Annotated in this window: 17 protein-coding genes; 1 reads left to right on the top strand and 16 read right to left on the bottom strand. The window is 61.0% G+C overall.

Annotated features, from left to right (window positions below):
- Nucleotides 1–181 precede the first annotated feature (181 nt).
- The 8 genes from rpoS to M2395_RS15610 all read right to left on the bottom strand — a co-directional run bounded on the left by rpoS (nt 182) and on the right by M2395_RS15610 (nt 7,408).
- Entirely contained in the window at nt 182–1,189 is a 1,008-nt protein-coding gene (rpoS, locus tag M2395_RS15575) for an RNA polymerase sigma factor RpoS (RefSeq protein ID WP_011059554.1), read from the bottom strand.
- 106 nt (nt 1,190–1,295) lie between these two features.
- The gene (locus M2395_RS15580) at nt 1,296–2,156 is read right to left on the bottom strand and encodes a peptidoglycan DD-metalloendopeptidase family protein (protein WP_011059553.1); all 861 of its coding nucleotides are present in this window, start codon (nt 2,154–2,156) and stop codon (nt 1,296–1,298) included.
- A 212-nt stretch (nt 2,157–2,368) separates the two neighbouring features.
- Entirely contained in the window at nt 2,369–3,004 is a 636-nt protein-coding gene (locus M2395_RS15585; RefSeq protein WP_169892832.1) for a protein-L-isoaspartate(D-aspartate) O-methyltransferase, read from the bottom strand.
- 41 nt (nt 3,005–3,045) lie between these two features.
- The gene (gene surE, locus M2395_RS15590; RefSeq protein ID WP_015634343.1) at nt 3,046–3,795 is read right to left on the bottom strand and encodes a 5'/3'-nucleotidase SurE; all 750 of its coding nucleotides are present in this window, start codon (nt 3,793–3,795) and stop codon (nt 3,046–3,048) included.
- Nucleotides 3,783–4,841 (bottom strand): tRNA pseudouridine(13) synthase TruD, encoded by a 1,059-nt coding sequence (gene truD, locus M2395_RS15595; protein ID WP_015634342.1) that lies wholly within the window; start codon nt 4,839–4,841, stop codon nt 3,783–3,785. Before truD ends, surE begins: the two co-directional genes overlap by 13 nt.
- Nucleotides 4,838–5,311, bottom strand: coding sequence for a 2-C-methyl-D-erythritol 2,4-cyclodiphosphate synthase (gene ispF, locus M2395_RS15600; RefSeq protein WP_011059549.1), 474 nt, complete (start codon nt 5,309–5,311; stop codon nt 4,838–4,840). The genes truD and ispF overlap by 4 nt, the downstream gene beginning before the upstream one ends.
- 52 nt (nt 5,312–5,363) lie before the next feature.
- A complete protein-coding gene (gene fghA, locus M2395_RS15605; protein ID WP_019093198.1) occupies nt 5,364–6,209 on the bottom strand; it encodes an S-formylglutathione hydrolase in 846 nt (281 codons plus the stop codon).
- 86 nt (nt 6,210–6,295) lie between these two features.
- Nucleotides 6,296–7,408: an S-(hydroxymethyl)glutathione dehydrogenase/class III alcohol dehydrogenase gene (locus M2395_RS15610; protein ID WP_011059547.1), complete on the bottom strand. Its 1,113-nt coding sequence runs from the start codon at nt 7,406–7,408 to the stop codon at nt 6,296–6,298.
- A 104-nt stretch (nt 7,409–7,512) separates the two neighbouring features.
- On the opposite strand from M2395_RS15610, the gene M2395_RS15615 reads away from it, so the two are divergent.
- A complete protein-coding gene (locus M2395_RS15615; protein ID WP_011059546.1) occupies nt 7,513–8,412 on the top strand; it encodes a LysR substrate-binding domain-containing protein in 900 nt (299 codons plus the stop codon).
- 117 nt (nt 8,413–8,529) lie between these two features.
- Here M2395_RS15615 and ispD read toward each other — a convergent pair whose 3' ends face one another.
- From ispD to dnaE, 8 genes are all read right to left on the bottom strand, one after another.
- The gene (gene ispD, locus M2395_RS15620) at nt 8,530–9,237 is read right to left on the bottom strand and encodes a 2-C-methyl-D-erythritol 4-phosphate cytidylyltransferase (RefSeq protein ID WP_011059545.1); all 708 of its coding nucleotides are present in this window, start codon (nt 9,235–9,237) and stop codon (nt 8,530–8,532) included.
- Nucleotides 9,234–9,512 carry a cell division protein FtsB gene (ftsB, locus tag M2395_RS15625; RefSeq protein ID WP_011059544.1) on the bottom strand — a complete coding sequence of 93 codons (279 nt, stop codon included), beginning with the start codon at nt 9,510–9,512 and terminating at the stop codon, nt 9,234–9,236. Before ftsB ends, ispD begins: the two co-directional genes overlap by 4 nt.
- A 172-nt stretch (nt 9,513–9,684) precedes the next feature.
- Nucleotides 9,685–10,974 carry a phosphopyruvate hydratase gene (eno, locus tag M2395_RS15630; RefSeq protein ID WP_011059543.1) on the bottom strand — a complete coding sequence of 430 codons (1,290 nt, stop codon included), beginning with the start codon at nt 10,972–10,974 and terminating at the stop codon, nt 9,685–9,687.
- Between the two features lie 155 nt (nt 10,975–11,129).
- Complete coding sequence (kdsA, locus tag M2395_RS15635) at nt 11,130–11,975, bottom strand: 3-deoxy-8-phosphooctulonate synthase (protein WP_011059542.1); 846 nt, start codon at nt 11,973–11,975, stop codon at nt 11,130–11,132.
- Between the two features lie 5 nt (nt 11,976–11,980).
- The gene (locus M2395_RS15640; RefSeq protein ID WP_011059541.1) at nt 11,981–13,612 is read right to left on the bottom strand and encodes a CTP synthase; all 1,632 of its coding nucleotides are present in this window, start codon (nt 13,610–13,612) and stop codon (nt 11,981–11,983) included.
- Between the two features lie 274 nt (nt 13,613–13,886).
- On the bottom strand, nt 13,887–15,203 hold the full coding sequence (gene tilS / locus M2395_RS15645) for a tRNA lysidine(34) synthetase TilS (protein ID WP_123430125.1): 1,317 nt from the start codon (nt 15,201–15,203) through the stop codon (nt 13,887–13,889).
- Between the two features lie 133 nt (nt 15,204–15,336).
- Nucleotides 15,337–16,284 (bottom strand): acetyl-CoA carboxylase carboxyltransferase subunit alpha, encoded by a 948-nt coding sequence (locus M2395_RS15650; protein WP_011059539.1) that lies wholly within the window; start codon nt 16,282–16,284, stop codon nt 15,337–15,339.
- 139 nt (nt 16,285–16,423) lie between these two features.
- Nucleotides 16,424–19,945, bottom strand: coding sequence for a DNA polymerase III subunit alpha (gene dnaE, locus M2395_RS15655; protein WP_053149264.1), 3,522 nt, complete (start codon nt 19,943–19,945; stop codon nt 16,424–16,426).
- Nucleotides 19,946–19,984 lie beyond the last annotated feature (39 nt).

Raw genomic sequence — 19,984 nt, forward strand, 5'->3', positions numbered from 1 at the left:
TACGCAAAACTAGACAACGCAGAAGTAGCCGAGAACCGAATGCGTACGAAAAAGTAATCTTTGGCTTACATGACGGTTGAGAGTTAAGCCAACTTCTCTGGCAATAGCCCATTCAAAACCACAAGCTGCGTGCAATAAAAAGCCCCGAGTCGATCGGGGCTCTTGTGAATCGATCCAGTGGCTACTGAAACAGCGACTCACTGGACAATCCATTCTTCTCGAGAATTTCCCGAAGGCGCTTGAGCCCTTCAACCTGGATCTGCCGAACCCGCTCACGGGTCAGACCGATCTCCAGGCCCACATCTTCAAGGGTGCTGCTCTCGTGTCCTCGCAGGCCGAAACGTCGCACTACCACTTCACGCTGCTTCTCGGTCAATTCGGAAAGCCACTGATCGATACTTTGTGACAGATCGTCGTCCTGCAACAGCTCACAAGGATCTGTCGGACGGTCGTCGGTCAGGGTATCCAGCAGGGTCTTGTCCGAATCCGGGCCCAGGGAGACATCAACCGAAGAAACCCGCTCGTTCAGGCCGAGCATGCGTTTGACTTCGGCCACCGGCTTCTCCAGCAGGTTGGCGATTTCTTCGGGGGAGGGTTCATGATCGAGTTTTTGCGTCAACTCACGGGCGGCGCGCAAGTAGACGTTGAGTTCTTTGACCACATGGATCGGCAACCGGATGGTCCGGGTCTGATTCATGATGGCCCGCTCGATGGTCTGACGAATCCACCAGGTGGCATAGGTCGAGAAGCGGAAGCCGCGTTCCGGATCGAACTTCTCCACCGCTCGGATCAGCCCGAGGTTGCCCTCTTCGATCAGGTCCAGCAGCGACAGGCCACGATTGACATAGCGCCGGGCGATTTTCACCACCAGCCGCAAGTTGCTTTCAATCATGCGCTTGCGCCCGGCCGGATCACCACTTTGCGACAACCGCGCAAAGTGCACTTCCTCTTCGGGGGAGAGCAATGGAGAAAAGCCGATTTCATTGAGGTACAGCTGCGTCGCATCGAGTGCACGCGTGTAATCAATGTATTTATGTTGCTTTAATGAAGCGGAGCTTTTGGATTTGGTGCGAACGGAAGGTGGAGTTGCCCCCTCATTATTCGACATCGAATCCATATCGATGCTGCTCTCCATAAGGAGAACCTCATCGTCGATGTCAAACTCCGGCACTTCTTTACTGAGAGCCATTGTTATAGTCCTTTGGTGAGTTCGACCTCAGGCTCAAGCGGCGCCTTTATCCCTGGCAACGCTGGAGCCTGTTCCCTCTACGTGAGCGGAACAGGCTGGTAACGGATCAACGACGTGGCAGGAATTGCAGCGGATCTACAGGTTTACCTTGTCGGCGAATCTCAAAGTGCAGTTTCACCCGGTCTGTACCAGTTGATCCCATCTCGGCAATTGTCTGTCCGACTTTGACCTGCTGTCCCTCCCGAACCAATAGCTTGCGGTTGTGGCCGTAAGCACTGACGTAGGTTTCGTTGTGTTTGATGATGACTAATTCGCCGTAGCCCCTTAAGCCACTCCCGGCGTAAACCACCGTCCCATCAGACGCAGCTAAAACAGGCTGTCCCAAATCTCCGGCGATATCAATGCCTTTATTCAAACTACCGTTTGAAGAAAATTTTCCAATCAGAACACCGTTCGAAGGCCATCCCCAACCCGTAGGAGCGGGGCCCGCGGGGGTAGCCGGAGCAGGCGCCGGCTTGCTCGCTGGGTTGGTGGTGGTGGCAGTTGCAGGCGTTGTCGTGGTGCCTGCCGGGCGACGAATGACCGTGGTCTTGCTGGAGGAAGAGGCGCTGGACTGGGTGCTGGTAACAACCGTCGCCGGCGTAGTGCCAGTGCGGCCGTCAAAGCGAATGACCTGCCCGGGATGGATGGTGTAAGGCTCGGCGATGTTGTTGCGAGCGGCCAGCGCCTTGTAGTCCCAGCCATAGCGGAAGGCAATGGAAAACAAGGTGTCTCCGCGACGCACCGCGTACTGCCCGGTGGTCACCGTAGGGCGCTGCGGCGCAACAGTGTTACTGCGCTCGACCACCCCCACGCTGCTGGATTTGGTGCTGGAGCAACCGACCAACAAGGAACTCAAGGCAAGGCCAATCATCAGTCGCTGAAAGCTTGTTGTACCTATACGCTGCGCAATGACTGTGAGACTCACCCGCCGCTCCCTTTGTGGTGGTTGACGATATAGATTGCCTGACTCAGGCGTGAAGTGACGCAAGTATAACTGGACACAGGCGCTTTACCGCTGGCCCAGCACAAGGACAGCCGCAAGAACCTGCCTCTGACCGTCGTATCACTCATTGACGATCGATACGGCACTAAGACACAGCCCGCCAGACAGAATTCACCCCAGCCTGATAAATGCCTTCAGGCCAGGGGACCATTGAGCAACGGCACAAAACGCACCGCCCCCAGGACGTGCCGGGCAAAGCCCTGTTCTTCACGGATGATCAGCATCAACTGCTGCACCTCCCCTGCCCCCACCGGAATCACCAGGCGCCCGCCAGGCGCGAGTTGATCGAGCAGGGCCTGGGGGATATCGGTGGCGACGGCAGTGACGATGATGCCGTTATAGGGCGCCAGCGCCGGCCAGCCTTCCCAGCCGTCGCCCCAGCGAAATACGACGTTGCGCAGGTTCAATTCCTGCAGGCGCTCCTTGGCCCGGTCTTGCAGGACCTTGATCCGCTCCACCGAAAACACCCGCTCCACCAGCTGCGACAACACCGCAGTCTGGTAGCCCGAACCGGTGCCGATCTCCAGTACCTTGTCCAGCGGCCCGGCCGCCAGCAGCAGCTCACTCATGCGGGCCACCATATAAGGCTGGGAGATGGTCTGGTTGTGGCCGATCGGCAGCGCCGTGTCTTCATAGGCACGATGGGCCAGGGCCTCATCGACAAACAGATGCCGCGGTGTGCGCCGAATCACTTCCAGTACCTGAGGGTTGGACAGCCCCTCGTCATACAGGCGCTGGATCAGGCGTTCGCGGGTACGCTGGGAAGTCATGCCGATTCCCCGCCGCAGCAGATCGTCTTGCTCGCGAGCCATCAGCGCAGCCCCTCCAACCAGCCATCCAGACTCCTGAACGCGTCATTGAAGGTGCGATCCAGCTGCAGCGGCGTGACAGACACGTAGCCCTGCATCACTGCATGAAAGTCGGTGCCGGGCCCGCCATCCTCGGCGTCGCCGGCGGCAGCGATCCAGTAACCCGCCTTGCCGCGGGGGTCGACCACCTTCATCGGTGCCGCAGCACGGGCGCGATGGCCCAGGCGGGTCAACTGGATGCCCCGAATATGATCAAGCGGCAGGTTGGGAATATTCACGTTCAACACCGTCCGTGGTGGTAAATCCAGCAAGGCCTGGGCTTGCACCAGCTTGCGCGCGAAATAGGCTGCGGTCGCAAGGTTCTCCACCTGGCGCGAGACCAGCGAAAAGGCGATCGCAGGGCGTTGCAGGAAGCGCCCTTCCAATGCAGCGGCGACCGTCCCGGAGTACAGCACGTCATCACCGAGGTTGGCCCCCAGGTTGATGCCCGACACCACCATGTCCGGGTCATGCTCCAGCAGGCCGTTGAGCCCCAGGTGAACACAGTCGGTGGGGGTGCCATTGATGCTGATAAAGCCGTTGCCAAGGGTGTGCGGATGCAACGGACGGTCGAGCGTCAGCGAGCTGCTGGCGCCGCTTTTGTCTTGATCCGGAGCGATAACCACGCACTCGGCGTAATCCGCCAGCGCAGCGTGCAACGCCGCGATACCGGGTGCAGTTACCCCATCATCGTTAGAAATCAGAATGCGCATGAGCTGTCCGTCTGCCCCACCGGCACCAGATCGACGAGTTCACGCACCAAGGCGGTGGCGAAACATCCGGCCGGGAGGACGAATTCCAGTTGCAGAATATCAGGCTCGGGATAATGCCACGTCAAACCGCCAATGGGCAGCCGCAGGATGCGTCGTTCGTGGCTCATGCCGGCTTTTATCAGCCATTCGCACAGTGCCGCCTCGCGGTCGGCCATCTGCTGTTCAAGTTCATGAACCACACCACCCGCCGGAGACTCGCCTTCGCCCCACAACGGGCCTGTGGGATGCAAGTCAAGAATTGCCAGGCGCGGATCCGTGCATTCATCCGGGCCGGCCATGAAAAAGCTGCGGCTGTCGGTAAATGCCAGCAAGTCGCCCACTTGCGCCTGCTGCCAAGTGCCGTCCGCCACTCGCGCTGCCAGCGCCTGGTTGAACAGGTAGCTGCGGGCGGTGGACAACAGGCGCGAACGCACATTGCGCTGCTCCGGCAGCGCCTGGCGGGCAGCCCAGCTACGGGCGTCCGCCAGGTTGCCACCGTCGTAGCCGAAGCGCTGGGCGCCGAAATAGTTGGGAATACCTTGAGCGGCAATCCTCTTCAGGCGCTCGTCGATGGCTGCCTGATCCGCCTTGAGCTCTGTCAGACGCAGGGTAAAGCCATTGGCGGCATGGGCCCCACGCTGCAATTTGCGCTTGTGGCGGGTGGCCTCGAGGATCTTCAGAGTGTGATTTTCCGCTGCGCCAAGATCCGGATCGGCCTTGCCCGGCAGTTGCACACTGAACCACTGGCGGGTCAGCGCCTGGCGATCCTTGAGCCCGGCATAGCTGACGGTGCGCAACGACACCCCCGCCGCCTTGGCGATCCGCCGCGCCGCTTCCTCGGTGTTCAAGCCGCGTTTTTCCACCCACAGCCACAGATGCTCGCCTTCCCCGCTCAGCGGGATATCGAGTACTTCATCAACCTGGAAGTCTTCGGCAGTGGCCTTGAGTACGGCGCTGCCCAGGGCATCGCCATAGGCCCGCGGGCCCAACAATTGCAGTTCATTCATGGGCGTTGCAACAAGGCCACGGAATGCACGGCGATGCCTTCCTCGCGGCCGACAAAGCCGAGTTTTTCGGTGGTGGTTGCCTTCACGTTCACCTGGTCCAGCTCGACCTGCAGGTCCTCGGCAATCAAGGCCCGCATGGTTTCAATGTGAGGTGCCATTTTCGGTGCCTGGGCGACGATGGTGTTGTCGACGTTGCCGATCTTCCAGCCCTTGGCATGAATCAGCGCGACAACATGACGCAGCAGGACACGGCTGTCGGCGCCCTTGAACTGCGGATCGGTGTCCGGAAAGTGCTTGCCGATATCACCCAGCGCGGCAGCGCCCAGAAGGGCATCACTGAGTGCGTGTAACAGCACATCACCATCGGAGTGCGCGAGCAGCCCGAAATGGTGGGCAATACGCACCCCCCCCAACGTGATGAAGTCGCCCTCAGCGAAACGGTGCACATCGTAGCCGTGGCCAATACGCATAAAAAAACGCCCCGAAAAAGTCAGGGCGTGATTCTACCTGCTTTGGCAGGTATTAGGCGTTAAGAGCACGTGCATGGTGCTGCAAGTGGTCGTCTATGAAACTGGCGATAAAGAAGTAGCTGTGGTCGTACCCCGGCTGCATCCGCAACGTCAGCTCATGCCCGGCATTCTTTGCCGCTTGCTGCAGCACTTCAGGCTTGAGCTGACCGGCAAGGAAGTCGTCACGATCCCCCTGATCCACCAGCAACGGCAGCTTCTCGGTGACTTCGGCGATCAGCACGCTGGCATCCCACTCGCGCCAGCGTGAGCGTTCCTCCCCCAGGTAACGGGAAAACGCCTTCTGCCCCCAGGGGCAATCCATCGGGTTGCTGATGGGAGCGAAGGCCGAAACCGACTGATAGCGCCCCGGATTACGCAGCGCGCACACCAATGCCCCGTGACCGCCCATGGAGTGCCCGCTGATCCCACGCTTGTGCGAAGCGGGAAAATGCGCCTCCACCAGCTCCGGCAGCTCGTTCACCACATAATCGTGCATCCGGTAATGCTGGGCCCAGGGCTCCTGCGTCGCGTTCAGGTAGAACCCGGCACCCAGACCGAAATCCCAGGCACCGTCCGGGTCACCGGGCACGCCGGGGCCACGCGGGCTGGTATCCGGAGCGACGATGATCAAGCCCAGCTCGGCAGCCATGCGTTGAGCCCCGGCCTTGTGCATGAAGTTCTCGTCGGTACAGGTCAGGCCGGACAACCAGTAAAGCACCGGCAGCTTGCCGCCCTGTTCGGCCTGGGGCGGCAAATACACGGCGAACACCATGTCACAGCCCAGCACCCGGGAATGATGCTTATAGCGTTTATGCCAGCCGCCGAAGCTTTTCTGGCAGGAAAGGTTTTCCAGACTCATGGCAGACCTCCAGCGGCACGCCGCAAGCCATGGGCCGCAAGCGGAACTCCCGCTTGGCGCCTGTGGCTTGCCGCTTGCCGCTGCTCTTAGAAGTGAATGACGGAGCGAATGCTCTTGCCTTCGTGCATCAGGTCGAACGCCTTGTTGATATCTTCCAGGCCCATGGTGTGGGTGATGAAGGTATCCAGGGGGATCTCGCCGGTCTGGGACATTTCCACGTAGCTTGGCAGCTCGCTGCGCCCGCGCACGCCACCAAAGGCTGAGCCGCGCCATACCCGGCCGGTCACCAGTTGGAAGGGACGGGTGGAGATTTCCTGGCCGGCACCGGCCACGCCGATGATTACCGATTCGCCCCAGCCCTTGTGGCAGCACTCCAGGGCCGCACGCATCAGTTGCACATTGCCGATGCACTCGAAGGAGAAATCCACGCCGCCATCAGTCATGTCGACAATGACCTCCTGAATCGGACGGTCGAAATCCTTCGGATTGACGCAGTCGGTGGCGCCCAGTTGCTTGGCGATCTCGAACTTGGCCGGGTTGATATCGATGGCGATGATACGCCCGGCCTTGGCCTTGACCGCACCGATGACCGCCGACAGGCCAATGCCGCCCAGGCCGAAGATGGCCACGGTATCACCGGCCTTGACCTTGGCGGTGTTGATCACCGCTCCGATCCCGGTGGTCACGCCGCACCCCAGCAGGCAGACCTTTTCCAGCGGCGCTTCCTTGGGAATCTTGGCCACGGAGATTTCCGGGAGCACGGTGTACTCGGAAAAGGTCGAGGTACCCATGTAGTGGAAAATCGGCTGACCCTTGTAGGAAAAACGCGTGGTGCCATCAGGCATCAGGCCCTTGCCCTGGGTGGCGCGAATGGCCTGACAGAGGTTGGTCTTGCCCGACAGGCAGAATTTGCACTTGCCGCATTCCGGGGTGTACAGCGGGATCACATGGTCACCCACAGCCACCGAGGTCACGCCCTCGCCCACCGCCTCAACCACCGCACCGCCTTCATGACCGAGGATCGCCGGGAAGATGCCTTCAGGGTCGGCACCAGACAGCGTGTAGGCGTCGGTGTGGCAGACGCCGGAGGCGACGACCCGCAGCAGCACCTCGCCCGCCTTGGGCATGGCGACATCCACTTCGACGATTTCCAGCGGCTTCTTGGCCTCGAAGGCTACGGCAGCACGTGACTTGATCATCCTGACTCTCCAGCGAATAAAAACGAGGCACAGAGTGTAAAACAGCGCAATGCGATGAATAATCCAGGCAAAAGCAAAACATTATTGCTGTATGGGGACAATCAATGAATGACAACCGTTGGGAAGGTATCGACGAATTTGTCGCGGTCGCCGAATGCAGCCAGTTCACCGCTGCCGCCGAGCGCCTGGGGGTCTCTTCGTCCCATATCAGCCGTCAGGTGGCACGGCTTGAGGAGCGCTTGCAGACTCGCCTGCTGTATCGCAGTACCCGCCGGGTGACCCTGACCGAGGCCGGGCAGACCTTTCTCCAGCATTGCCAACGTCTGCAGGATGGTCGCGAGGAGGCCCTGCGGGCCGTAGGCGACCTGACCAGCGAGCCCAAGGGAATGCTGCGCATGACCTGTGCAGTGGCCTACGGCGAGCGCTTTATCGTGCCCCTGGTTACCCGGTTCATGAGCCTTTATCCGCAGTTGCGGGTGGATATAGAGCTCAGCAACCGCCCCCTGGATCTGGTGCATGAAGGGCTGGACCTGGCGATTCGCCTTGGGCGCCTGCAGGACTCGCGCCTGGTCGCCACTCGCCTGGCCCCACGCCGCATGTACCTATGCGCCTCGCCCTCCTACCTGGAACGTTATGGACGCCCACACAGCCTGTCGGAGTTGAGCCGGCACAACTGCCTGATCGGCAGCTCGGATATCTGGCAATTAGAACTGGATGGGCGCGAATTTTCGCAACGGGTGCAGGGTAATTGGCGCTGCAACAGCGGGCAGGCGGTGCTGGATGCGGCCTTGCAAGGGGTAGGGCTGTGCCAGTTGCCGGACTACTACGTCCTGGAGCACCTGCAGAACGGTACGCTGATTTCCTTGCTGGAAGCTCACCAACCGCCCAACACCGCAGTCTGGGCGCTGTACCCGCAGCAACGGCACCTGTCACCGAAAGTGCGCAAGCTGGTGGATTATCTGAAACAAGGGCTGGCGCAGCGCCCGGAGTACCGCGACCTGTAGCTGCTGCCGCAGGCTGTGACAAGGCCCGCAGGGCCTTCAGGGCCTCAAGAGCGGCGCCTCCTTCCGAGTCGTTCGCAGCCTGCACCAGCAGCTACAAGGTGCAGCGCAAGCCAGCAGTCAGCGGCGGTTGGACCAGCGCTGGCGCAACCATTCCAGGTCTTCGGGACGGGTGACCTTGAGGTTATCCGAGCGGCCTTCGATCAGGCGCGGCGCCTGGCCGGCCCATTCCATCGCCGAAGCTTCATCGGTAATCGCCACATCGGCCACCAGGCTGTCGGCCAGGGCCCGATGCAGGGCACCGAGGCGGAACATCTGCGGTGTGTAGGCTTGCCAGATCAAACTGCGGTCAACGGTTTCCAGCACTCGACCGTGCTTGTCCACACGTTTCAGGGTGTCCCGGGCAGGAACTGCGAGCAGCCCCCCCACCGGGTCATCCATCAACTCACCCAGCAGTTTGTCCAGGTCATCCCGGGAAAGATTGGGCCGGGCGGCATCGTGAACCAGCACCCAGTCGTCATCGGCTGCGCCCTGGGCATGCAGATGGAGCAAGGCATTGAGCACCGAGCCGGAACGCTCAGCACCACCTTCGACCCGCTGGATCCGCGAATCATGGGCGCAAGCCAGGGCCGGCCAGTAAGGATCATCAACCGCCAGGCTGACCACCAGCCCCTTGAGCCCGGGGTGGTCGAGAAAGCAGCCCAGGCTGTGTTCAAGAATTGTGCGTCCACCCAGTTGCAGGTACTGCTTGGGGCGGTCCGCGGCCATGCGGGCACCAACGCCCGCGGCAGGAATCACGGCCCAGAAGGCCGGCAATACGTCGCTCATTGGGCCAACTGGTAGAGGGTTTCACCCTCCTTGACCATACCCAACTCGTGGCGAGCCCGTTCTTCCACGGTCTCCATGCCTTTTTTCAGCTCCATGACTTCCGCATCGAGTACGCGATTTCGTTCCAGCAAACGCTCGTTTTCAGCGTGCTGGTCGGCAATCTGCTGAGTCAGGTCAGCAACCTGGGCCAAGCTGCCGTTCCCCACCCACAGGCGGTACTGCAAGCCAGCCAGCAGCAAGAGCAAGACCAGGAACAACCAATTGGGACTGCGCATCGAATATCGGGTATCCAGTGAAAAAAGACAGCCATGCCAACAACTTCGGACCTACTGATAGCACGAAGCCTGGAAGACCCAGGCTTGTGCTCTTAAGGCATCAGATTAGTGGCAAAAAACTCGCTGTAGCGATTTTCCCGACACAATCCGGTGTCTTTTTACCATCTACTGCTTAGCCGCGAAACTCACCGCGACCGTTGTACTTGGCCTTGCCGTTCAATTGCTCTTCGATACGCAGCAATTGGTTGTACTTGGAAACGCGGTCGGAACGGCACAGGGAGCCGGTCTTGATCTGGCCAGCCGAGGTACCCACGGCCAGGTCGGCGATGGTCGAATCTTCGGTTTCACCGGAACGGTGGGAGATCACCGCAGTGTAGCCGGCAGCCTTGGCCATCTGGATGGCTTCCAGGGTTTCGGTCAGGGTGCCGATCTGGTTGAACTTGATCAGGATCGAGTTGGCGATCTTCTTGTCGATGCCTTCTTTCAGGATCTTGGTGTTGGTCACGAACAGGTCGTCGCCGACCAGTTGAACCTTCTCGCCGATCTTGTCGGTAAGGATTTTCCAGCCGGCCCAGTCGGACTCGTCCAGGCCGTCTTCGATGGAGATGATCGGGTAGCGCTGGGTCAGGCCTTTGAGGTACTCGGCGAAACCTTCGGCGGTGAACACCTGGCCTTCGCCGGACAGGTTGTACTTGCCATCTTCATAGAATTCGCTGGCAGCGCAGTCCAGGGCCAGGGTCACGTCGGTGCCCAGGGTGTAACCGGCGTTGGCCACGGCTTCGGAGATCACTTTCAGAGCGTCTTCGTTGGAAGCCAGGTTCGGTGCAAAACCGCCTTCGTCACCCACTGCGGTGTTCAGGCCACGGGCCTTCAGCACGGCTTTGAGGTGATGGAAGATTTCAGTGCCCATGCGCAGGCCTTCCGAGAAGGACTTGGCGCCAACCGGCTGCACCATGAACTCCTGGATGTCGACGTTGTTATCGGCGTGCTCGCCACCGTTGATGATGTTCATCATCGGTACCGGCATCGAGTAGACGCCCGGAGTGCCATTGAGGTTGGCGATGTGGGCGTACAGCGGCAGGTCCTGGTCCTGAGCGGCGGCCTTGGCAGCAGCCAGGGACACGGCGAGGATCGCGTTGGCGCCCAGGGTGGCCTTGTTCTCGGTACCGTCGAGCTTGATCATGGCCTGATCCAGGGCCTTCTGATCGATCGGGTCCTTACCCAGCAGCAGGTCGCGGATCGGACCGTTGATGTTGGCTACCGCCTTGAGCACGCCCTTGCCCAGGTAACGGCTCTTGTCGCCATCACGCAGCTCCAGCGCTTCGCGCGAGCCGGTGGAAGCACCGGACGGCGCGCATGCACTGCCGATGATGCCGTTGTCGAGAAGCACGTCCGCTTCGACAGTGGGGTTGCCACGGGAGTCGAGAACTTCACGACCTTTGATGTCGACGATTTTTGCCATTGTTGTAAACACTCCAAAGTTGACGAAAACGACGCAGCTGTAGGAAATCTTTTACCGTCGGCAAGGCGGGGAAAGCGGGCAGTCTTGCAGACGATAAGGCTCAGGCCCGGGGGCCTGAGCAATAATCGTGCGGTACTTTACCGGAGAAATCGGTTTTACGCGGTTTCTACCGTCGGAAAACTCTTGACCAGCTCGTCCAGGGCCTTGAGCTGGGCCAGGAACGGCTCGAGCTTGTCCAGGCGCAGGGCGCAAGGACCGTCGCACTTGGCGTTGTCCGGATCCGGATGGGCTTCGAGGAACAGCCCGGCAAGAGACTGGCTCATGCCGGCCTTGGCCAGGTCGGTGACCTGGGCCCGGCGACCGCCAGCGGAGTCGGCGCGACCACCCGGCATCTGCAGGGCGTGGGTCACATCGAAGAACACCGGGTATTCGAACTGCTTCATGATGCCGAAGCCGAGCATGTCCACGACCAGGTTGTTGTAGCCGAAGCTGGAACCGCGCTCGCAGAGGATCAACTGATCGTTGCCCGCCTCTTCGCACTTGCTCAGGATGTGTTTCATTTCCTGGGGTGCGAGGAACTGGGCTTTCTTGATGTTGATCACCGCGCCGGTCTTGGCCATGGCCACCACCAGGTCGGTCTGCCGCGAAAGGAAGGCCGGCAGCTGGATGATGTCGCAGACTTCGGCGACCACGGCAGCCTGGGCCGGCTCGTGGACGTCGGTGATGATCGGCACGCCAAAGGCCTGCTTCACGTCTTCGAAAATCCGCATGCCTTCTTCCAGGCCCGGGCCACGGTAGGAGGTCACCGACGAACGGTTGGCCTTGTCGAAACTGGCCTTGAACACGTAGGGGATACCGAGCTTCTCGGTGACCCGCACGTATTCTTCACAGACCTGCATCGCCATGTCGCGGCTTTCCAGCACGTTCATGCCGCCGAACAGCACCATCGGCTTGTCGTTGGCGATCTCGATGTTGCCTACGCGGATGATCTTCTGCGCCATCAGGGTCACGCCTTCTTCTGGTGTTGAGCCAATGCTGCTTTGACGAAACCGCTGAACAGTGGGTGGCCGTCACGGGGAGTCGAGGTGAACTCGGGGTGGAACTGGCAAGCGACGAACCATGGATGATCCTGGGCCTCGACCACTTCAACCAGCGCGCCGTCACCCGAGCGACCGGAGATCTTCAGGCCAGCTTCGATCAGTTGCGGCAGCAGCTTGTTGTTCACTTCGTAACGGTGACGGTGACGCTCGATGATCACGTCCTTGGCGTAGCAGTCGTGGACCTTGGAGCCCGCTTCCAGCAAGCATTCCTGAGCGCCCAGCCGCATGGTGCCGCCCAGGTCGGAAGCTTCGGTACGTACTTCAACGGCACCGGTGGCGTCTTCCCACTCGGTGATCAGGCCGACGACCGGATGGCCGCTGGTGCGATCGAACTCGGTGGAGTTGGCGTCTTTCCAACCCATGACATTACGGGCGAACTCGATGACCGCCACTTGCATGCCCAGGCAGATACCCAGGTACGGCACCTTGTTCTCGCGAGCGTATTGCACCGCGGTGATCTTGCCTTCCACGCCACGCAGGCCAAAACCGCCTGGAACCAGGATCGCGTCGACGCCTTCCAGCAGCGCGGTGCCCTGATTCTCGATGTCTTCGGAATCGATGTAGCGCAGGTTGACCTTGGTACGGTTGGTGATGCCGGCATGACTCATCGCTTCGATCAGCGACTTGTAGGCGTCCAGCAGTTCCATGTACTTGCCGACCATGGCGATGGTGACTTCGTGCTCTGGGTTGAGCTTGGCGTCCACCACTTTTTCCCACTCGGACAGGTCAGCACCGTTGCACTGCAGGCCGAAACGCTCGACGACGAAATCGTCCAGGCCCTGGGCGTGCAGCACGGCCGGGATCTTGTAGATGGTGTCAACGTCTTCCAGGGAGATCACCGCACGCTCTTCAACGTTGGTGAACAGCGCGATCTTGCGGCGCGACGACACATCCACCGGATGGTCGGAGCGGCAGATCAGCACGTCCGGTTGCAAGCCGATCGAACGCAGCTCTTTTACCGAGTGCTGGGTCGGCTTGGTCTTGGTCTCGCCAGCGGTGGCGATGTACGGAACCAGCGTCAGGTGCATCAGCATCGCGCGCTTGGAACCGACTTCCACACGCAGTTGACGGATGGCTTCGAGGAACGGTTGCGACTCGATGTCACCCACAGTACCGCCGATTTCCACCAGGGCCACGTCGGCATCGCCGGCGCCCTTGATGATGCGACGCTTGATCTCGTCGGTGATGTGCGGAATCACCTGGATGGTGGCACCCAGATAATCACCACGGCGCTCCTTGCGCAGCACGTGCTCGTACACGCGGCCGGTGGTGAAGTTGTTGTTCTGGGTCATGGTCGTGCGGATGAACCGCTCGTAGTGGCCCAGGTCCAGGTCGGTCTCGGCGCCGTCGTGGGTGACGAACACTTCACCGTGCTGGAACGGGCTCATGGTGCCCGGGTCGACGTTGATGTACGGGTCCAGCTTGAGCATGGTGACCTTAAGCCCCCGCGCCTCCAGGATGGCCGCCAATGAAGCCGAGGCAATGCCTTTCCCCAATGAAGAAACAACACCGCCCGTGACGAATATGTAGCGCGTCATGAAAAACCCTAGAAGTCTGCGTTAAAGCGGTCAGTGCCGCCGGGGAAAGCGAAGGAAGGCCGAAGCCCCCGATCACCTGCATTAATCACAGTGCACCTTTCAAAAAAACCGCCGCGTGGTGACAGACCGGATGCAAAAACACCGGTAGGTTGCTCGCTACACATTTTTTGGAATCGCCCAGCAAAGACTGCTTGGTAATCGGCAACTCCTGCAATTCAGGCGAATCCACAGAAGTTGTATCAAGAAGGGAGCGTAGTCTACCGGAAAGCCCCTTTCAGCTCAAACCTTGATCGCTGGTTGGTGGCAGCCATTGCAATGGCCAGCCACCCTGGGGGTTTGTCTCAAGTGCCGGCAGGTTCGCCACCGCGAGCAAGCGGTCATCCTGATACAGCAGCGGCAATCTGCCACGGACGAAACCCGGCAGCCCGCTTTCATTGAGCAAACGCTTCAAGTCCCGATGGCCGCGGCCGGCCAGGTGCATGATCTCGCCCCCCTGGCGATAGCGGATATGCAGCGACCCGGTCGGCACTGGCCCAGGGAACGACACCTGACCGTTGCCCGGCAGATGCAAGGGCTTTTGCGGATCGAGCCACTGCAACCGTCCGTCGACCGGTTGCAGCCAGCTGCCGGACAGCCACCAGACTCGCCCTGCCGCACGATGCAAATCGCCATCGGCCAAACGCCACACCGGTCGCCCTTCGGCACCCGCATCTCGCAGGCTGTCCCAGCCGCGCCAGTGATCGGTATCCGGCAGACGGCCAAACCGGCTCAACCAATGGCTCAAGGCATTGCGTTGGCGCGCGCCCGACAAAGACTGCAAAGGTGCCAGGGCCAGTGAGGGCAGATCCAGCCAGGGCCAGACGCTAGCACCGCGGGCTGCATCCAGATCCATGATCGCCAGCTCATCGAGCAGGCCCTGGGCTTCATTCAAGTGCGCGGCGCTGCGGCTCATGCTGAGTGCCGCCTGGGGCCAGCGCGCGGTGATCGCCGGCATGACCTGGTGGCGCAGGTAATTGCGCGAATACTGATGATCGGCGTTGGATGGGTCTTCGACCCAGCTCAACTGATGCTCCGCGGCGTAGCACTGCAGTTCGGCACGTGACACATCAAGCAAGGGTCGCAGCAGCTGCCCGTCGCCCAACGGCCGCTCTGACGGCATTGCCGACAAGCCCCTGACTCCGGCACCGCGCAGCAGGCGGAACAGCAGCGTTTCCGCCTGGTCGTCACGATGCTGCGCCGTCAGCAGCACTTCACCGCTCGCTGTGAGCCGTGCGAAAGCGCCATAGCGTGCCTCGCGGGCGGCGCGCTCCAGGCTGGCACCGGCTGGCACCTGGACGCGAAGCACCTGCAGCGGCACCCCCAGCGCATCACAGAAGGCCTGACAATGCTCCGGCCAGGCGTCGGCCGCAGCCTGAAGTCCATGATGGATATGCACAGCCGAAAGTGGAGGAAGGCGATGGTGCTGCGCCAGATCGGCGAGCAAATGCAACAGGACGGTGGAATCCAGGCCACCGGAGAAAGCCACGCGCCAACTCCTGGAGTCGCGCCAGGGCGCGAGGCTTTGCAGTAGTTTGGCGGAGAGAGCGTTCATGACGTGTTCAAGACCTGTAGGAGCGGCCGAGTGGCGTACTGCTTGCCCGCATAAGCAACAACGCCGCCATCGAATCGATGGCGGCGCCTGGGTCGCGAACGAGCGTGCCCCTACAAGGGGAGGCAGTGCTCGATCAGAGACCGTAGCTCATCAGGCGGTCATAGCGACGGGCCAGCAAGGTGTCGTTGTCCATTTCCTTGAGCATGGCCAACTGCGTGCTGAGTTCGGCACGGATCGAGGCCGCCGCGGCAGCCGGATCCCGATGGGCACCGCCCAATGGCTCGCCGATGACCTTGTCGACAATACCCAGGCCTTTGAGGCGCTCGGCGGTAATGCCCATGGCTTCGGCGGCATCGGCAGCCTTTTCCGAGGTTTTCCACAGGATCGAGGCGCAGCCTTCCGGCGAGATCACCGCGTAGGTGGAGTACTGCAGCATGTTCAACTGGTCACAGACACCGATGGCCAAGGCACCGCCGGAACCACCCTCACCAATCACGGTAGCGATGATCGGGGTCTTCAGACGCGCCATGACCCGCAGGTTCCAGGCAATGGCCTCGCTCTGGTTGCGCTCTTCAGCATCGATGCCCGGATAGGCGCCGGGTGTGTCGATGAAGGTCAGGATCGGCATCTTGAAGCGCTCGGCCATCTCCATCAGGCGGCAGGCCTTGCGGTAGCCTTCCGGACGCGGCATGCCGAAGTTGCGGCGGACCTTCTCGCGTACTTCACGGCCTTTCTGGTGCCCGATGATCATCACCGGCTGCTCGTCCAGGCGAGCAACGCCGCCTACGATGGCGGCGTCGTCAGAGAAGTGGCGATCGCCATGCAGCTCGTCGAACTCGGTGAAGATGTGCTGGATGTAGTCCAGGGTGTACGGGCGACGCGGGTGCCGCGCCAGACGTGCGATCTGCCAGCTGGTGAGCTTGCCGAAGATGTCCTCGGTCAGGGTGTTGCTCTTGTCCTGCAGGCGGGAAATCTCATCGCCGATATTCAGCGAATTGTCATTACCGACCAAGCGCAACTCTTCGATCTTGGCTTGCAGGTCGGCGATCGGCTGTTCGAAATCAAGAAAATTCGGGTTCATAGGCGTCCGTCTGGGCTCGACGTCCAAGGGAGCTTGGGCCGGCCGGTTGTCTATTCGCGCCCTACCTTAAGGGACGGACGCGTTGAGGTCGAGATTAAAAATTCAAGTGACGATGAGGCGCAATGATGGCACCTCACCGTCAACGGTATTGGAGGAAGACGTTGTCTCGCCCGAACTGGTCACGCAGGGCTTGAATCAAGCTGTCCGCCGGATCGATCCGCCAGTTCTCGCCAAACTGCAGCAGGGCCTTGGCGTCATCCCGGGTGTACTCCATGGTGATCGGGCATGCGCCGCGGTGGCGCTTGAACAGATCACCCAGCCAGCGTAGCTGATCGCCCTTCAGGGCATCGCTGTGGATCTTCAGGCGCAGGCTTTCCGCCAGGTTGGTCCGCGCATCCTCCATGCTCATCACCCGCTTGACCCGCAGGCGCAGGCCGCCGGAGAAGTCGTCGTTGCTGACCTCGCCCTCCACCACCACCATGGCGTCGGTCTGCAGCAGCGACTGCGCCGAGTGGAACGCATCGGCAAACAGCGAGGCTTCGATCCGCCCCGAGCGGTCGTCGAGGGTGATGAAGCCCATCTTGTCGCCCTTTTTATTCTTCATCACCCGCAGGGCGATGATCATGCCAGCAACGGTCTGGGTATCCCGGGCCGGCTTCAGGTCGATGATGCGCTGGCGGGCGAAACGACGGATCTCGCCTTCGTATTCGTCGATCGGGTGCCCGGTCAGGTACAGCCCCAGGGTGTCTTTCTCGCCTTTCAGGCGTTCCTTGAGGGTCAGTTCCTTGGCCTTGCGATGGTTGGCGTAGACATCCGCATCCTCATCGACGAAGACACCGCCGAACAGATCGGCGTGGCCGCTGTCGTGGGTACGGGCGGTCTGCTCCGCGGCCTTGATCGCTTCTTCCATGGCCGCCAGCAGCACGGCGCGGTTCTGGTCGATATTGGCCTGGTAGGCCTTGGGCTCATCGAAGAAGTGCGGCCCCAGGCGGTCCAGGGCGCCGCTTCGAATCAAGCCGTCCAGGGTCCGCTTGTTGATGCGCTTGAGGTCGACCCTGGCGCAGAAATCGAACAGATCCTTGAAAGGGCCTTCCTCGCGGGCTTCGGTGATGGCTTCCACCGGCCCCTCGCCGACGCCCTTGATCGCCCCCAGGCCGTAGACGATGCGACCTTCGTCGTTCACCGTGAACTTGAACTCGGAGGTGTTCACGTCCGGCGCGTCGAGGCGCAGCTTCATGATCCGCACTTCCTCGATCAAGGTCACGACCTTGTCGGTGTTGTGCATATCCGCGGAGAGTACCGCCGCCATGAACGGCGCCGGGTAGTGCGCCTTGAGCCAGGCGGTCTGGTACGACACCAGGCCGTAGGCGGCGGAGTGGGATTTGTTGAAGCCGTAGCCGGCGAACTTTTCCACCAGGTCGAAGATGTTGCCCGCCAGGTCTGCATCGATGTTGTTGCTGGCGCACCCCTCAATGAAGCCGCCACGCTGCTTGGCCATCTCCTCGGGCTTTTTCTTACCCATGGCCCGGCGCAGCATGTCCGCACCGCCCAGAGTGTAGCCGGCCATGACCTGGGCGATCTGCATCACCTGTTCCTGGTACAGGATGATGCCGTAGGTCGGCGCCAGTACCGGCTGCAGGCCGTCGTACTGATAGTCCGGGTGCGGGTAGGCCAGCTCGGCGCGGCCGTGCTTGCGGTTGATGAAGTCATCCACCATGCCCGATTGCAGCGGCCCCGGACGGAACAGGGCCACCAGTGCGATCAGGTCTTCCAGGCAGTCGGGCTTGAGCTTCTTGATCAGCTCCTTCATGCCCCGGGATTCAAGCTGGAATACCGCGGTGGTTTCTGCTTTCTGCAACAGGCTGTAGGTCGGCTTGTCGTCCAGCGGGATAAAGGCGATATCCAGCGGTTCCTCGCCGACCTTGGCGCGGTCGCGGTTAATGGTTTTCAGCGCCCAGTCGATGATGGTCAGGGTCCGCAGACCGAGGAAGTCGAACTTCACCAGGCCAGCAGCCTCGACGTCATCCTTGTCGAACTGGGTCACCAGGCCGCCGCCTTCTTCGTCGCAGTAGATCGGCGAGAAGTCGGTAAGCTTGGTGGGCGCGATCACCACGCCCCCGGCGTGTTTACCGACGTTACGCACCACGCCCTCGAGCTTGCGCGCCATCTCCCAGATTTCCGCCGCCTCTTCATCGACCTTGATGAAGTCCCGCAGGATCTCCTCTTGCTCGTAGGCTTTTTCCAGGGTCATGCCGACTTCGAAGGGGATCATCTTCGACAGACGGTCGGCCAAGCCGTAGGACTTGCCCTGCACCCGCGCCACGTCACGGACCACCGCCTTGGCCGCCATGGAACCGAAGGTGATGATCTGGCTCACCGCGTTGCGGCCGTATTTCTCGGCCACGTAGTCGATCACTCGGTCGCGACCGTCCATGCAGAAGTCGACGTCGAAGTCGGGCATGGAGACCCGTTCCGGGTTAAGGAAACGTTCGAACAGCAGGTCGTATTCCAGCGGATCGAGGTCAGTGATCTTCTGCACATAGGCCACCAGGGAACCGGCACCCGACCCCCGGCCCGGACCTACCGGTACGCCGTTGCTCTTGGCCCACTGGATAAAGTCCATAACGATCAGGAAGTAACCGGGGAAGCCCATCTGGATGATGATATCCAGTTCGAAATTCAGCCGGTCGACGTAGACCTGACGCTTGGCCTCGTAGTCCTCGGTGGTGTCCTTGGGCAGCAGCACGCTGAGGCGCTCTTCCAGGCCGTCGAAGGAAACCTTGCGAAAATACTCATCGATGGTCATGCCATCGGGAATCGGGTAGTCAGGCAAGAAGTGCTTGCCCAGCTTGACCTCGATGTTGCAGCGTTTGGCGATCTCGACAGTGTTTTCCAGCGCCTCGGGCAGGTCACTGAACAGCTCGGCCATTTCTTCGGCGCTTTTCAGGTACTGCTGGTCGCTGTAGTTTTTTGAGCGGCGCGGATCGTCCAGGGCCCGGCCTTCACCGATGCAAACCCGGGTTTCGTGGGCTTCGAAGTCTTCCTGCTTGATGAAACGCACGTCGTTGGTAGCCACCAGCGGCGCGCCGATCTTGTCGGCCAGGGCCACGGCGGCGTGCAATTGCTCTTCGTCGTTGGGGCGGTTGGTACGCTGCACTTCCAGGTAGAAGCGCTCGGGGAATACGGCCATCCACTCCCGGGCCAGGGTCTCGGCAACCTCGAGATCGCCGGCGATCAGGGCCATGCCGATCTCGCCCTCCTTGGCCGCCGAGAGCATGATCAAGCCTTCCGCGGCCTCCGCCACCCACTCACGCTCGATGATGATCTGGCCGTTGCGCTGGCCATCGATGAAGCCACGGGAAATCAGCTCGGTCAGGTTGCGATAACCCACGGCGTTCATCACCAGCAGGCTGATGCGGCTCAGGGGGTTATCCGGGTCCTTGTTCGACAGCCACAGGTCGGCGCCGCAGATCGGCTTGATCCCCGCACCCATGCTGGTTTTATAGAACTTGACCAGGGAACACATGTTGTTCTGGTCGGTGACCGCCACCGCCGGCATGCCCATGCCGGCCAGCGCCTTGACCAGCGGCTTGATCCGCACCAGACCGTCGACCAGGGAATATTCAGTGTGCAGGCGCAGGTGAACGAATGAAGCCGGCATAGTGATCCTGTAATAAGCGCGAAAACAACAAGGCCCGGA

It is taken from the genome of Pseudomonas sp. BIGb0176 (assembly GCF_024810175.1).
In the GTDB taxonomy this organism is placed as follows: domain Bacteria; phylum Pseudomonadota; class Gammaproteobacteria; order Pseudomonadales; family Pseudomonadaceae; genus Aquipseudomonas; species Aquipseudomonas protegens.